We start from the raw sequence: 14618 nt of genomic DNA on the forward strand, positions 1-14618 counted from the left end.
TCCCCGAGGGGCGCCTCGGGGAAGCCGACCCAGCCAGCCGATGGACACGATGACGACGATCTCGCAACCCGATCATGCTACGATCCCAGGCGTGAGCACGCCTGCCAAATCCCGCGACGCCCGGCGCGTCCGCGGCCTGTCGGACCGGGCCATTGCCTGGCTGTTCGTCGCGCCGACGATCGCGCTGCTGCTTGCGATCAACATCTTTCCGTTGATCTGGATGCTCCGGCTGTCCTTCACCAGCCTCAACCTCAGCATGTCCTATCTGCCGCTGCGGTTCGTCGGCCTCGACAATTTCAGGGACATCCTCACCGACGAGGACGTCTGGTTCCGCCTGCAGACCACGGCGCAGTTCGTGATCTCGTCGGTGGCGTTGCAGGTGGTCGTGGGCTTCGGCCTGGCGCTCCTGATCAACCGTCAGTTTCGCGGTCACAGCTTCTGGACCACGATCATCCTGCTGCCGATGATGCTGTCGCCGGCGGTGGTCGGCAATTTCTGGACCCTGCTGCTGCAGCCGCAGATCGGTCCGTTCAACTATCTGATCAGCCTGTTCACCGGCGTGCCGCCGAGCTCGTTCAGCATGACCGGGCAGGTGTCGCTCGCGCCGTGGACCATCGTGCTGGTCGATACCTGGATGTGGGCGCCCTACGTCATGCTGATCTGCCTCGCCGGGCTGCGCTCGATCCCCGATTACATCTATGAGGCGGCGGAAGTCGATCGCGCCTCGCCATGGCGGCAGTTCTGGTCGATCACGCTGCCGATGACGGTGCCGTTCCTGATGCTCGCGGTGCTGTTCCGCGCGATCGAGAACTTCAAGATGTTCGACATGGTCAATCTGCTGACCTCGGGCGGGCCGGGCTCGACCACCGAGCTGGTGTCGATCTCGCTGAAGCGCGCCGCATTCGAGAAGTGGCGCACTGGCTACTCCTCGGCGCTCGCCATCATCCTGTTCGTGACCGTGTTCGGTGCCGCCAACATCTACGTCAAGACGCTCAACAAGGTGAAGCAACGATGACCGCTGCCGCCGCCAGATCCACCGCGCATTCGATCGTCGAGGCCTCGCCGCGCACCAAGGCGTTCGCCGGCGGCCTCGTCATCCTCTATGCCGTGATCACGATCCTGCCGCTGCTGTGGATCGTCGCCACCGCATTCAAGTCGCAGAGCGACGCCATCGCCTATCCGCCCAAGGTGATCTTCGAGCCGACCCTCGAAGGCTATGTGAACCTGTTCACCGTGCGGACGCGCCAGACGCCGGACTTCATCGCCAAGCTGCCGCCGCCCGAGACCTGGTACGACCAGCTGGTGCGCAAGCGGGACATGGTGATCGCCGGACCGTCCAAGGTCGTGCCGCGTTTCGTCAACTCGCTGATCATCGGCTTCGGCTCGACCTTCCTTGCGGTTTTCCTCGGCACGCTCGCGGCCTACGCGTTCTCGCGCTTTCGCATTCCGCTGGCCGATGATCTGCTGTTCTTCATCCTCTCGACGCGGATGATGCCGCCGGTCGCAGTGGCGATCCCGATCTATCTGATGTACCGGCAGCTCAACCTGACCGACACGCGGCTCGGCATGATCCTGCTCTACACCGCGGTGAACGTCTCGCTCGCGGTCTGGCTGCTCAAGGGCTTCATCGACGAGATTCCGCGCGAGTATGAGGAGGCGGCGCTGGTCGACGGCTACACCCGGCTGCAGGCGTTGCGCAAGGTGGTGTTGCCGCAGGCCGTCACCGGGATCGCCGCGACCGCGATCTTCTGCCTGATCTTCTCCTGGAACGAGTACGCCTTCGCGGTGTTGCTGACCAGCGGCGAGGCGCAGACCATGCCGCCCTTCATCCCCTTCATCATCGGCGAGGGCGGACAGGACTGGCCGGCGGTTGCCGCCGCGACCACGCTGTTCGTCGTCCCGATCGTCATGTTCACCGTGCTGTTGCGCAAGCATCTGCTGCGCGGCATCACCTTCGGAGCGGTGCGCAAATGAGCGGGGCTGTGATTGCCAAAGGTGGAATATCTCGCTGGTTTCGCCGCGGGCCGTGGGAGACCGTCGCGATGACCCTGATCGGAGGCGGCATCATCATGCTGGTGCAGCCGTGGTCGATCGATCTCTACAGCTACTCCTTCGTGACGATTCTGGCCGGCACGGTCGGCTTCGTCATCGTCAGCCATTTTCCGGAATAAGGCCATGGCACAGATCCGCATCGAAAACCTGCGCAAGTCGTTCGATCAGTTCACCGCGGTGGAAGGCTCGACCTTCACGATCGACGACGGCACCTTCTTCGCGATGCTCGGGCCCTCCGGCTGCGGCAAGACCACCACCTTGCGCATGATCGCCGGCCTCGAGCTGCCGACCGAAGGCAAGATCCTGCTCGACGGCGAGGACGTCACGTTCCACCGCGCTGCCGCCCGCGATATCGCCTTCGTGTTCCAGCTGTTCGCGCTCTATCCGCACATGAATGTCGGGGAGAACATCGGCTTCCCGCTGAAGTGCCAGGGCATGGCGAGGCGCGAGATCCGCGAGCGGGTGCAGGAGACCGCGCGGATGTTGCGGATCGAGCATCTGCTGTCGAGCAAGACCTCGAAACTCTCCGGCGGCGACCGGCAGCGCGTCGCGCTCGGGCGCGCCATGGTGCGGCGGCCGAAGGCGTTCCTGATGGACGAGCCGCTCGGCGCGCTCGACGCCGAATTTCGCCATCTGATGTGCGGCGAGCTGCGCGACCTGCACGATCGCGTCAAGGCGACTACGGTCTACGTCACGCATGACCAGCTCGAGGCGATGTCGATGGCCGACCAGATCGCCGTCATGAACAAGGGGCGGGTCGAGCAGATCGGCACGCCGCAGGAGGTCTATGACCGGCCCGCCAGCATGTTCGTCGCCGACTTCATCGGCTCGCCGTCGATGAACTTCCTGCGCTTCGAGGGCGGCCTGCGATCCGGCGACCGCGCGGTCTCTTTCCACGACACCAGGCTTGCGGTGCCGGAGATCCGCGAGGACCGTGCCAGTGCGCCGCTGGCGCTCGGCGTCCGTCCGGAACACATCCGCTTCGCTGATGCGGGCGCCGTTCGCGGCGAGGTGTTCGGCGCGGAATATCTCGGCACCACCCAGATCGTCACCGTCGACACGGCCTATGGCCGGGTCGCGGCGCGGCTGCCGTCCAGCGCGTCGGTGCGGATCGGCGAGACCATCGGTCTCGAATTCAATGCCGCGCGGCTGGCGCTGTTCGACGTCGGCAGCGGCCTTGCGATCCGGACCGCCAGCGAGGAGGGCCCGCGCCATGGCTGACGTCTCCCTGCGCAACGTCAACAAGCGCTTCGGCGCGGTGGAAGCCGTCCGCGACCTCTCGCTGACGGTGAGCGACGGCGAGTTCCTGGTCCTGCTCGGGCCGAGCGGCGCCGGCAAGACCACGACGCTGCGGCTGATCACCGGACTGGAGAGCCCGGATACAGGCTCGGTGATGATCGACGGGCACGACGTGACGCACGATCCGCCCGGCTCGCGCGACATTGCGTTCGTGTTCCAGCAATATTCGCTGTATCCGCATCTCACGGTCTACGACAATCTGGCGTTTCCGCTGCGCTCTCCGGCGCGACGGGTGGCGGAGCCGATCATCCGCAAGCGCGTCGAGCAGACCGCGGAGCTGCTGCATATCGCAGGCAAGCTGAACAACCGCGCCACCCGGCTATCCGGTGGCGAGATGCAGCGGGTGGCGATCGGCCGTGCCCTGGTCCGCGATCCCTCGATCTATCTGATGGACGAGCCGCTGTCCTCGCTGGACGCAAAGCTCCGCAGCGAACTACGGCTCGAACTGAAGCGGATCCAGATCGAGCTCGGCGCGACCATCCTCTATGTTACGCACGATCAGGTCGAGGCGATGACGATGGCCTCGCGCATCGGCGTGATCAAGGACGGCCGGTTGCTTCAGCTCGGCACGCCGCGGGAGATCTACGAAAGCCCGTCCAGCAGCTACGTCGCCTCGCGGCTCGGCACGCCCCAGATCAACTTCCTGCCGGCGCGCCTGCTCTCCGACGTCGCGATGCCGCCGGGAACCGAGACGGTCGGCATTCGCACCGAGCATCTACAGCTCGCCGCGCGCAATGGCGGCCAGATGGTCGGCCGCGTGCATCGGGTCGAGCACCTCGGCGAGCAGAATCATATTCATCTGGACTATAAGGGCGAAACGCTGGTGACGCTGGCGGATCCGCATCAGCCGCTGCAGGCCGGCCAGGAGGTCGACTTGCATCTGGTACATCCGTTGTGTTTCGACCGTGCGGGGCAGCGCATTGCCGCGGCGGGTCATGAGAGGGGCGAGAGGATCGGATAGATGTCGGTGCCATCAGAGACATTGAAGTCGTTGGTCAAGGCGGCCGCAGAGCAGGTCATCGCCAGCGCGCCGGAGCTGACGAGCCTCGATCAGGCGATCGGTGACGGCGACCACGGGACCAACATGAAGCGCGGTTGCGAGGCCGTGCTCGGCAAGCTCGATGCGATCTCGGCGCAGCCGCTCGACGAGGCGCTGAAGATGATCGGCAAGACCCTTGTCATGACGGTCGGCGGCGCCTCCGGGCCGCTCTATGGCAGCTTCTTCCTTGCCGCCGGCGAGGCGCTGTCGCACGACAAGCAGCTGCCTGACGATCTCGCCGATGTGTTCGGCAGCGCCGTGGATGCGGTGAGCGCGCGCGGCCGCTCGCATGTCGGCGAGAAGACGATGCTGGATGTGCTGGTTCCGGTGCTGGAGACGTTGAAGACGGCGGCCGGCCAGCCGGATCTGATCGCGCGGGTGCGCACCACCGCGGCCGAGGCGGTCGAGCGGACGGTGCCGATGCAGGCCACCAAGGGGCGCGCCTCGTTCCTCGGCGCCCGCAGCGTCGGGCATGTCGATCCCGGCGCGCGGTCGAGCTGCGTGCTGGTGCAGGCGGTGTGCGCGGGCCTGGAGGCACGCCCATGACCGACACCGTAGGGATCGTGATCGTCTCGCATTCCAGCGACATCGCCAAGGGAACCGCCGACATGGTGCGGCAGATGGTCGGCAGCGAGGTCAAGGTGGCGTTCTGTGGCGGCAATCCCGATGGCGGATTGGGCACCAGCGTGCCGCTGATCATCGACGCCATCAATGCCGCCTGGTCGCCGAAGGGCGTCGCGGTGCTGGTCGATCTCGGCGGTGCCGAGACCAACAGCGAAATGGCGGTCGAGATGCTGGAGTCTGCGCGACGCGATCTCGTTGTCGTCTGCAACGCGCCGATCGTCGAGGGCGCCGTGATGGCGGCGACCGAGGCGGCGGGCGGTAGCTCGCTGGCCCAGGTCAAGGCGGTGGCCGAGGAACTCTCTGCCGACTGAGATGTCGGCGATGCGATGAATGGATGATGAGCATGCTTGATAGAGCGGACGGACAGAACTTCACCGGCAATGTGCGGCTGGTGCATGCGGTCGGCATGCACGCGCGCCCGGCGGTCAAGCTGACCAAGCTCGCCAAGAAGTTCCAGGCCCAGATCTCGGTGCGGGTCGCCGGTGCGCCGGAGTGGATCAATGCCAAGAGCGTGGCCAAGATCATGGCGATGCGCGCCGCGCACGGCAGCACGATCGAGATCAAGGCCTCCGGCAGCGATGCCGAGGCCGCCGTCGCGGCCCTGGTCGATCTGGTCGCCAGCGATTTCCCGGATGGAGCAGGCTAGCATGCAGGGCGGCGCTGCAGGATCGGCCTACCGCGGCAGGACCGCCTCGATCGGCTTTGCCCATGGTCCGCTGGTCCGCGTCGATGCGGGCGCGGGCGGCGAGCGGGTCGCCGGTACGCTGGTCGAGGAGGCGCTCGCCTTGCGCAAGGCGATCGATCTCGCGAGCGGGCAGATCGCCGATCTTGCCGCCACCGCCGGCGGCGAAGCCGCGCAGATCCTCGAATTCCAGGTCGCGTTGCTGGAGGATGAGGATCTGATCGAGATGATCTTCGCGTCGATCGGCGAGGGGCGTCCGGCCGACGTCGCATGGCGTTCGACGCTCGACGAGCAGATCGCGGCGTACAATTCGGCCGAAGACGAATATCTGCAGGCGCGGTCGTCGGATCTTGCCGACCTGCGCGATCGCGTGGTCCACATCCTGCGCGGCGACCAGGGCGAGCCGCTCAAGATTCCGAGCGGAGGCGTCGTCTGCGCCGACGATCTGCCGCCGTCGCGCTTCCTGGAGATCGACTGGTCCGGCGGCGGCGGCCTGGCGTTGCTGCACGGCAGTCCGACCAGCCACGTCGCGATGCTGGCGCGGGCGCGCGGCATCCCGATGGTGGTGCAGCTCGGCGCCATTCCGGATGCCGGCGCCACCGCGCTGCTCGACGGCGAGGGCGCGACGCTGGAGCTCGACCCCAGCGCCGAGCAGGTGCGCATCTTCGAGAAGCGGCGCGAGAGCCACCGCAAGAGCCGGGCATCCGCCCGCGCGATCCTGCGGCGGCCGACCGCCTCGTGGCGCGGCGAGCACATCAAGCTCCTGATCAACATCCAGCGCGTCGACGATCTTGAGCATGCCGACGCGCAATATGCCGACGGCATCGGCCTGATGCGGACGGAATTTCTGCTCGCCGGGCAGGGCGCGCTGCCGGATGAGGAGACCCAATTCCAGGCCTATGACGCGGTGTTGCGCTGGGCCGGCCAGCGGCCCGTCACGATCCGCACCTTCGATGCCGGCGGCGACAAGCCGGTGCCCGGCTTTACGTTCGACGGCGAAGCCAATCCATTCCTCGGCGTGCGCGGCCTGCGGCTTTGTCTCGCCCGGCCCGAGGTCTTTGCGGTCCAGCTTCGCGCGCTGGCCCGCGCCGCGGTGCATGGCAATCTCAAGGTCATGTTCCCGATGGTGACGCAGGCCGACGAGCTCGAGGCGGGACGGAAGCTGTTCGCCGACGTCGTGCAGCGCTTGCAGGCGGACGGCATTGCCGCGATGCTGCCGGAGCTCGGAATCATGGTCGAGGTTCCGGCGGCGGCACTTGCGGTCTCGAGCTTCAAGGCGGCGTTCTTCTCGATCGGCTCGAACGATCTCGCGCAATATGTCCTGGCCTGCGATCGTTCCAACGGAGCTCTTGCCCCCCTGATGGACCCTCTGCATCCCGCAGTGCTCGAATTGATCGCGCGGACGGCGGAGCACGGCCGCCGCGCCGGCATCAGTGTCAGCCTGTGCGGCGACATGGCCGGCGATCCGCGCTGCCTGCCCGCGCTGCTCAACTGCGGGCTGCGCGAATTGTCCGTGAATGCCTCGGCGCTGGCCCAGATCAAGCAGACCATCGACCGGCTGAGCAGCGGAGGCAGTGTTGGCTGACATGGCGGCCGATGAAGCGCCCGAAGCCGGCGCCGTTGCGGTCTACAAGCGCATCTTCAAGGAAGTGCTGGAGAGCCGCCCGTCCGGCATGCGGCTGCGCCTCGCCCATGCCATGGGCAAGAACCGCTCTTTCGTCAGCCAGATCAGCAACCCGGCCTATCCGGTGCCGATCCCGGTGCAGCATCTCAACACGATCTTCGATGTCTGCCACTTTCCGCCGCAGGCCAAGACCGCCTTCTTGCGCGCCTATGCCCGCGCGCATCCACGCCGCGTCGGCCGGCTGAGCGAGGGATCGCATGAGCGCACGCTGACGCTGCATCTGCCGGATCTCGGCAGCGCAAAGCGCAATGCCGAGCTCGACACCCTGCTCCAGGAATTCACGCGGCGCCTGATCGGCATCATGCGGGAAAAATAGGCGAAAACGCCGGACCGACGAAGCGGGAGGACACCATGAAGAAGTTCATCAATGCGGTCGACAACGTGCTCGGCGAAAGCCTCGACGGCTTCGCGGCCGCGCATGCCGATCTGGTCACGCTGGGCGCCGAGCGCAAATTCGTTCGCCGCCGCGAGCTGAACCGCAACAAGGTCGCGCTGGTCTCGGGCGGCGGCAGCGGGCATGAGCCGCTGCATGCCGGCTTCGTCGGCCACGGCATGCTGGATGCCGCCTGTCCCGGACAGGTGTTTACCTCGCCGACGCCGGACCAGATCGTCGAGGCCGCGCAGGCGGTCGCGGGCGATGCCGGCGTGCTGTTCATCGTCAAGAACTATGCCGGCGATCGCATGAATTTCGAGATGGCGGCCGAGATCGCGGAAGGCAAGACCGCCACCATCGTGACCGATGACGATGTCGCGGTCGAGAAATCGACCTACAGCATCGGGCGCCGCGGCGTTGCCGGCACCTTGATCGTCGAGAAGATCGTCGGCGCGGCCGCCGAGAAGGGCGCCGATCTCAAAACCTGCGTGGCGCTCGGCGAGCGGGTCAACGCGCGGACCCGTTCGATGGGCGTGGCGCTGACCAGCTGCACGGTGCCTGCCGCGGGCACGCCGACCTTCGCGCTCGGCGAGGACGAGATGGAGATGGGCGTCGGCATCCACGGCGAGCCGGGCCGCCGCCGCGTCAAGCTCGCAGCGGCGGACGCAATCGCATCGGAAATGACGACCGCCATTGCGGAGGATCTCGCTGCCCCCGCCGGCTCCGAGGCGCTGCTGCTGGTCAACGGCTTCGGCGGCACGCCGACCATCGAGCTCTATCTGATGTACAATGCGGCACGCCGCATGCTCGAGCAGCGCGGCCTGCGCATCGCCCGCTCGCTGGTCGGCAGCTACGTCACCTCGCTCGACATGGCCGGCTGCTCGCTCACGGTGAGCCTGCTCGACGCCGAGACATCCGCGTTGTGGGACGCCCCGGTCCGCACGGCCGCATTGAAATGGTGAGAGTTGGGGCTGGCGGCAGCACGAAACTTCGTTGAGCCAGTCCGCCTTCGCCAAGGCTACGGCGGGACAGCCTTCGCTGCTTCGCATGGATAGAATTGCGTCTGGCTTGCCAAGCCGTCGCTGCGAAGCAGCGAAGGCTGGTGCCCCTGGCCGATAACAGATTAGTGAAATAACCATTTGATTTATCATACGATTTCATCTTCGATCGGCGCCAATACCGACAGGAATACCGACAAACTGACGCGCGCGTTAGCTGCAAAAAATAAATGCGGGCTCCCTGGCAGCAGGCACGCGCCATAGCAGTGCCATCTGCGTGATCTCCTCGACCGGAATCGAGCCTTGGCTCGAGATCGTAGCGGATCGACCTAGATGATATATCGTGAGGTTATCGAGGGGCGGCCTGTCAGGCTTATCACCTCCATGTCGTCCCACGATACCGAGCGAAACACTCACCCTCGTGCCGGACGATTTCGGGAGTTTTTTTACTGCCGGGCGCGAGACTGGCGCCGAACGGGGCAACAAAGCGCGCTGATCTTCGATCTACTAGACGTCCATCGACAACGGTGTGCCGAACACATTGAACAATGCCGCGCCGGTCACGGGCTGCGTTCTGGCGTTGCGGCGGCCACGGCGCATACGGCTTCCGCGTGACCGATGAGATGCTCCTCAACGAAGATGACGCGATCGATGGTGGTGTGATGGAAGCCCAACTCACCCACGACTCGGAGAAAAATTGTCGATGATGGTAAGAGGTGGTGCGGCACCGTCTTCGCAAGCGCCAGAAGAACAATATCCGCTGCACCTATATCGTGCCGTCTATTCGGCCGAACATATGCGTCCAATACCGCATTGATCTGATCGCTCGACGGCTCGCGCGACGACGCGCCGCTGCGCAGATCGGCGGCTAACCTACTCTCGTTTCTACCCTTGGCAGCGAAGCGTGATAGTCATCAACGCTATCGAGGTCGATCATGGTTTTGCCTCCCATCTTGTAAGCTCTGATTTTGTCGCGGGCGATCAGCTCATAAGCCTTCGTCCTTCCAAATTTGCCGTAGCGGCAGCCATCCTTGAATTCGACGAGCCGACGCCGCTTATTGCTATCGTTGTCAGCCATGGTACCTGCATGCGCTTCAATGATCTCTGCCGCAACCGGATCAAGCCTGCCGAACCGCATCTGCTGCTAAAAGGATATTCGAAGGGCGTAGTAAGAATGGAAACAATGGCGAACAGCTTGGACGGACTCCTATGGCGGAATACGTCTCCACAAGGTTCGGTTTAGAACGCTTGAATGCAAACAGTTCAAAGGCAGTCGTCCAGTCTAGAGGCAGCGCAAAGCCTTTGCCGACAAACAGCGTTGTCGATCTCTCTAAGAGACTTATCGAATCGCTGAACTGTCCTCGTGAGACGGACCTCGGAAGTTTCCTCTGGGCCGGCCCCCGGACAAGCAAAGATCGCGGGACAGTTCACTCCTAATTCTTGAAAAGTTCGGCGAACGGATCTAGATTCGGGCAATGCCGCCTTCGTCGGCTAGGCCGCTGCCTTGGCAAAGGACTTTTGGTCCAACGACTATTCTTCCACTTAGTTCTCGCGACCGATTCCCCTCATTCGGCCGATGAGACGAGCAGCGCGTCTTGACCCGGCCGAGATGAAGGACGTTCGCATGTTCTCGACGCTCGAAGGCGCGAAGAAATTCGCCAAGAATCTCAATTCGTTGTTCGAAGACAGCGGGATCATTTTTCCGCTTAATCGCTGCCAGAAGGCCGCCGCGATCGCGGGTGGCTTTCGAGATTGGCACGACCTCAGCAGATCGATGGCAGGGTCGGATCGACCCGTCGATCCTGGCGCATTTCGCCGCAGGCTGATCGCGTCTCTGCCCCAGCCATGTTGGATACCAGTATTGTTTTGGTTGGATGAGGGGAAACTGGAAACAGCGGATGGCGACGGACTCTCGCACAACTACTATCGCGCCGTCGTGCCCTACGTTTTCTCGTCTTCTGTCATTCACCGAAGCAAGTCCGCTCTGCTTCGGCGTGGCTCTGGTCCGGGACAGCGGTTGCGGGAATCGATGGTCGTCTCGCTCTTGCTCGGAGGAAAAGGCAGCAAGAGATTGATCCCGCACCTCGAGCCGGACACCTTAGCGCTCGTCGTTTCCGGCGACACGACACGTCTTTTCGGCATCGATGCAGAGCATCCTCGGTTCGAGAAGGATTTAGCCTCTCTCGTGGCGGCCGGCATATTCGAGTACGAAGACGGAATCCTGCGAGTTCTGCCCGCGGACAAGGACGAGGTCGCCGAGCACGCTGCCAGAGGGTTCACCGACCGCGCGCAGTATTTCGCAGGCATCGGCGGCGACGAGGCGGTCGAAGCTCTTGCCGTCGCGCTCTCCGCAACCGGAGTCGAGCAGGGTATGCGTGTGGCGGAAGCAGTCGTCGGAAAAGGTTCGGAGACGCACCTCACGCCGTCGGGGCCCGTTCTCGAGATGTTGTCCAAGCTTGCAGGGGATGGACAACTGATTGCCGTTTCCCGGGCTTGGCGCGTGTTCTCGATGATCCATCCAGAGAGCGCCAACTTCGTGCGCGAGTCGGTGCCGGCGAAGATCTCGTCACTCTATCTTCTCCGCAACCGCGGGATCGATGCCGACAAGATCGTCGAGTGGATGTCGACGAGATCGGAATGGGCGGAAGAAGTGAAGGCTGCCCTACACGATCCGGTACGCTTCAAGAGCACCGTCGACGAGATGGCCGACTCGATAGAGGCGGCGCGCTAGACGACGGGTCTTGCGACGCGTTTTTCCATACGGCCGGTGGGAGAACCAAGAGCGTGGTCGCAGCGGCATGTGCAATCGCGCGCATTCGTACTTGCTATGTTCGATCCTATAGATGAACGATGGACCGCTTGGCCCGTCGATAGACGGGTAGACGAGACAAACAAACCAACGCGAGGTCGATGGCCAAAACACGCTTGCGCCTCGATTGACAACCCGCTGCGCAACTCGCACGGAGGCAATTGGCGATCGCTATTCGGGGTCGGAGATGGCATGTAGATGAAAATACGGGGATTTCTGGCCATTCCAATGTGGCCGCCTATCGAGGTAGGATTTTGCAGGGACGACTCGACTCGTGGCTTTGGCAGTCGGGCCTCTTAAGGCAAGAAGGGACAGTTCGTGTGGATTGAATCGGTGCGGATTGAGGGAGGGATCCTCAATGGCTTCGATCAGCAGTTTGATCCGAAGCTGAACGTACTTATTGGCGGACGGGGAACCGGCAAGAGCTCGGTTATTGAGCTGTTGCGCTTCTGCCTAGGTGCGAGTTCATACACCGACCCTGGGGAGCAGGAGGCGGCTGAGCATGCCTTGGGCGTTCTGGGCGATGGACGTATCTCGATTGTGCTGACAGATGGCAAATACCGCGTAGAGGTTTCCCGAACGGCCCAAGATATCGAACCCGATGCTTCTGACGAATTCTCGAGCCCCTTCGTATTTTCGCAGGCAGAGATCGAGACGATCGGCCTCCAGGCGCAATCGCGCCTGCGTCTGGTGGATGGCTTCCTCGCGCCCGAGGCGCAACGGCTTGCTGAGAGCACGGGCGCGGCACGAATCCGGTCGGCTACGGCGGAGATCCGAACGCTACTGGCGGAGATCGATGACATTGCCGAGAAGACTTCTGAGCTCCCGAAACTTCAAGCGCAGTTGACGACGGTCAAGGCGCAGAGCGCAGCCCAGAGTCAAGTGCACAAGGAAATCGAGGCACAGCGCAAGGCCTTGGGTGAGGTTACGCCGCAACTTGCCGCAGCGCGTGTCCGTGCGGAGGCGATCGGCCGTGCTGCTGATCAGGTTGGTGCTTGGAGCCAACGACTGGACGAAATAATCGAGCGCAAGCCGGACCTCGAGCCTTGGCCCGCTCAGGCCGGGACGGCTGATGAATTGGTGGATTTACGAAAGCGGGAACGGCAGGCCGGCCATCGACTAGGCGGTGCGCTTGAAGAATACTTGTCTATCGCGTCCGAATTGGAGCGTAAGAAGACCACTGCGGCCAGCCAAAAGGCGGGATTCGAAAATCGCGCACGCGATATTCGCCAGAAAATCGAGGAAAAGCAGAAAGGCGCGAGCGCGGTCGACAAGCGCATCAGTGACCTTACGCAGCAAATTTCTGTCCTGATGTCCCTGGTCGATCTGCGAAAAGAACGGGAAGCGCGCGTGAAACAGCTTGCAACACAGCGTACAAAAATGCTGGCGCAACAGGAAGCATCCCGCGAAGCGCGTACGAAAGATCGTGAGCGGATAGTCAGCGCTCTCAATAGGGCTCTGGGACCGGCGGTCCGGCTTGGCGTTGTCCCTTATGCGCAGCAGCTTGAATATGTCAGCAGCCTGACGGCCGCATTGCGGGGGAGTGGGCTCCGATACAAGGAGCTCGCGGAAAGGATCGCCGAGACATACAGTCCCCAGGAAATTGCGCAGCTCGCTGAAAGTCGCGATATCAAGGAAATCGCTGCCACGCTGGAAATCACCGACGAGCGGGCGTTGCGACTGTGCGACGCGTTGCGCGAGCAGTCTGGTGCGGGGCTTTTCACGGCGCGGGTCGAAGACGATATTCGGCTCGAATTGATGGACGGAACAGATTATAAAGGCATCGATTTCTTATCGATGGGTCAGCGGTGCACAGTCGTTCTGCCTATTATCCTTCACCATACCGAGCGGATGATCATTCTTGACCAGCCGGAAGATCATCTCGACAACGCCTTCGTGGTTGGAACCCTGGTGAAGGCGATTGAGGCTCGTGGCAAAGGCGCCCAGACGATCATCGCGACCCATAACCCGAATATCCCGGTGCTGAGCGAAGCCGCGAGAGTGATCCACCTCGATTCGGACGGCAGCCAATGCTTCGTTCGGGCTGCCGGCAATGTGACGGCGCCACGGATCGTCGATGCTATCACCACCATCATGGAGGGTGGCCGAGAAGCTTTCGCAAGACGAGCGGATTTCTACGCGAAGAACCAGCCCAATGTCGCCAAGCGCTGACACAATTCTCCGGCGGTTGCGGTCGGAATCGCCAACCGAGAGACTGGAAGCGGCCCGCTATCTGGCAGACCATGCTCTGCCGGAACACGAGACGATCATTCGGGAGGCAGCAGCGAATGAACCCGTCCGCTGGATAAGAAGTGCACTTCGCCGAGCCGTGGCGCGCATCTCGCCCAACCCGGAAGCCAGCTCGTTTCCGACCTCGGTCGACAAGGACGATCTGCCCGCAGGCTTCGCTGCGCAAGTCTATGCCGAAGCGCTGGAGACAACTGCGTCACAGCTCATGCATGAGATCGAGCCTTTGCTGGGCGGATTGCGATTGGCGGCCGAGACGGAGATCGAGAACTTCGATGCGTCGGCAACCCGGCGAGGCCTTGATCGGTTGGATCAATTTCTGGAGGCGCTGTCGCGGCTGCGGCGCGCCGCGAGCGCACCAAGAATCGAAGAGTTTGCGCTGGACGAAGCGATAATCCGCTGCATTGAAGAAGCCCAACTGCCGGAGGGCTTGCAAATACAGCGCCCGGGCCCCCGTCCTTGCATTGTGGAAGGTGATAGTGGACTTGTGTCGTTGGCGTTCACCAACGGGCTTCGAAATGCCATTGAGGCGACAGCGGCGCTGGGCGGAGGTCGTAGTCTTTCACCCATCGTGGTGACGTGGGGCACGACAAACGTTGAATATTGGGTTTCGATCGTGGATGCCGGGATTGGTTTCAAAGGTAACCTGCAACGGGCATTTGACATTGGTACCACAACGAAATCGGGCCACCTCGGGATGGGTCTGGCAATAGCTCACCAATCGCTTGCCTCGATGGGTGGTCAGGTGTTCCTGGTACCGAACGAACGGGGTGTCCGGTTCGAAATGCGCTGGCCGAAGAAGACGGATTAA

The 14618-nt window shown here is 63.2% G+C and carries 15 protein-coding genes; all 15 read left to right on the forward strand.

The genetic code is table 11. The features are described from left to right. Positions 1-40 precede the first annotated feature (40 nt). The 15 genes from BI327_RS14255 (at position 41) to BI327_RS14325 (ending at position 14618) form a co-directional block, all read left to right on the forward strand. On the forward strand, positions 41-1015 hold the full coding sequence (locus BI327_RS14255; RefSeq protein ID WP_089025481.1) for a carbohydrate ABC transporter permease: 975 nt from the start codon (positions 41-43) through the stop codon (positions 1013-1015). Continuing rightward, positions 1012-1974 carry a carbohydrate ABC transporter permease gene (locus BI327_RS14260; protein WP_076860931.1) on the forward strand — a complete coding sequence of 321 codons (963 nt, stop codon included), beginning with the start codon at positions 1012-1014 and terminating at the stop codon, positions 1972-1974. Before BI327_RS14255 ends, BI327_RS14260 begins: the two co-directional genes overlap by 4 nt. Beyond that, positions 1971-2171: a hypothetical protein gene (locus BI327_RS14265; protein WP_076860933.1), complete on the forward strand. Its 201-nt coding sequence runs from the start codon at positions 1971-1973 to the stop codon at positions 2169-2171. The genes BI327_RS14260 and BI327_RS14265 overlap by 4 nt, the downstream gene beginning before the upstream one ends. 4 nt (positions 2172-2175) lie before the next feature. Further along, positions 2176-3273 (forward strand): ABC transporter ATP-binding protein, encoded by a 1098-nt coding sequence (locus tag BI327_RS14270; protein ID WP_076860935.1) that lies wholly within the window; start codon positions 2176-2178, stop codon positions 3271-3273. Next, positions 3266-4312, forward strand: coding sequence for an ABC transporter ATP-binding protein (locus tag BI327_RS14275; RefSeq protein ID WP_076860937.1), 1047 nt, complete (start codon positions 3266-3268; stop codon positions 4310-4312). The genes BI327_RS14270 and BI327_RS14275 overlap by 8 nt, the downstream gene beginning before the upstream one ends. After that, entirely contained in the window at positions 4313-4936 is a 624-nt protein-coding gene (gene dhaL / locus BI327_RS14280) for a dihydroxyacetone kinase subunit DhaL (RefSeq protein ID WP_076860939.1), read from the forward strand. It begins immediately after the preceding gene. Further along, positions 4933-5325 carry a dihydroxyacetone kinase phosphoryl donor subunit DhaM gene (gene dhaM / locus BI327_RS14285; RefSeq protein WP_076860941.1) on the forward strand — a complete coding sequence of 131 codons (393 nt, stop codon included), beginning with the start codon at positions 4933-4935 and terminating at the stop codon, positions 5323-5325. The genes dhaL and dhaM overlap by 4 nt, the downstream gene beginning before the upstream one ends. 32 nt (positions 5326-5357) lie before the next feature. Further along, positions 5358-5660 carry an HPr family phosphocarrier protein gene (locus BI327_RS14290; RefSeq protein WP_245321063.1) on the forward strand — a complete coding sequence of 101 codons (303 nt, stop codon included), beginning with the start codon at positions 5358-5360 and terminating at the stop codon, positions 5658-5660. A 1-nt stretch (position 5661) separates the two neighbouring features. After that, positions 5662-7281, forward strand: a complete 1620-nt coding sequence (ptsP, locus tag BI327_RS14295; protein WP_076860943.1) for a phosphoenolpyruvate--protein phosphotransferase — start codon at positions 5662-5664, stop codon at positions 7279-7281. A 1-nt stretch (position 7282) separates the two neighbouring features. After that, positions 7283-7696 (forward strand): hypothetical protein, encoded by a 414-nt coding sequence (locus BI327_RS14300; protein ID WP_076860945.1) that lies wholly within the window; start codon positions 7283-7285, stop codon positions 7694-7696. 35 nt (positions 7697-7731) lie between these two features. Then, positions 7732-8715 (forward strand): dihydroxyacetone kinase subunit DhaK, encoded by a 984-nt coding sequence (gene dhaK, locus BI327_RS14305; protein ID WP_076860947.1) that lies wholly within the window; start codon positions 7732-7734, stop codon positions 8713-8715. A gap of 940 nt (positions 8716-9655) precedes the next feature. Next, entirely contained in the window at positions 9656-9994 is a 339-nt protein-coding gene (locus tag BI327_RS43665) for a hypothetical protein (protein WP_347337674.1), read from the forward strand. Between the two features lie 381 nt (positions 9995-10375). After that, positions 10376-11482 (forward strand): hypothetical protein, encoded by a 1107-nt coding sequence (locus BI327_RS14315; protein WP_143271600.1) that lies wholly within the window; start codon positions 10376-10378, stop codon positions 11480-11482. A gap of 396 nt (positions 11483-11878) precedes the next feature. Next, positions 11879-13732 carry an AAA family ATPase gene (locus BI327_RS14320; RefSeq protein WP_076860951.1) on the forward strand — a complete coding sequence of 618 codons (1854 nt, stop codon included), beginning with the start codon at positions 11879-11881 and terminating at the stop codon, positions 13730-13732. Next, a complete protein-coding gene (locus tag BI327_RS14325) occupies positions 13716-14618 on the forward strand; it encodes a sensor histidine kinase (protein ID WP_076860952.1) in 903 nt (300 codons plus the stop codon). Before BI327_RS14320 ends, BI327_RS14325 begins: the two co-directional genes overlap by 17 nt.

This window comes from Bradyrhizobium mercantei (assembly GCF_001982635.1).
Classification (GTDB): domain Bacteria; phylum Pseudomonadota; class Alphaproteobacteria; order Rhizobiales; family Xanthobacteraceae; genus Bradyrhizobium; species Bradyrhizobium mercantei.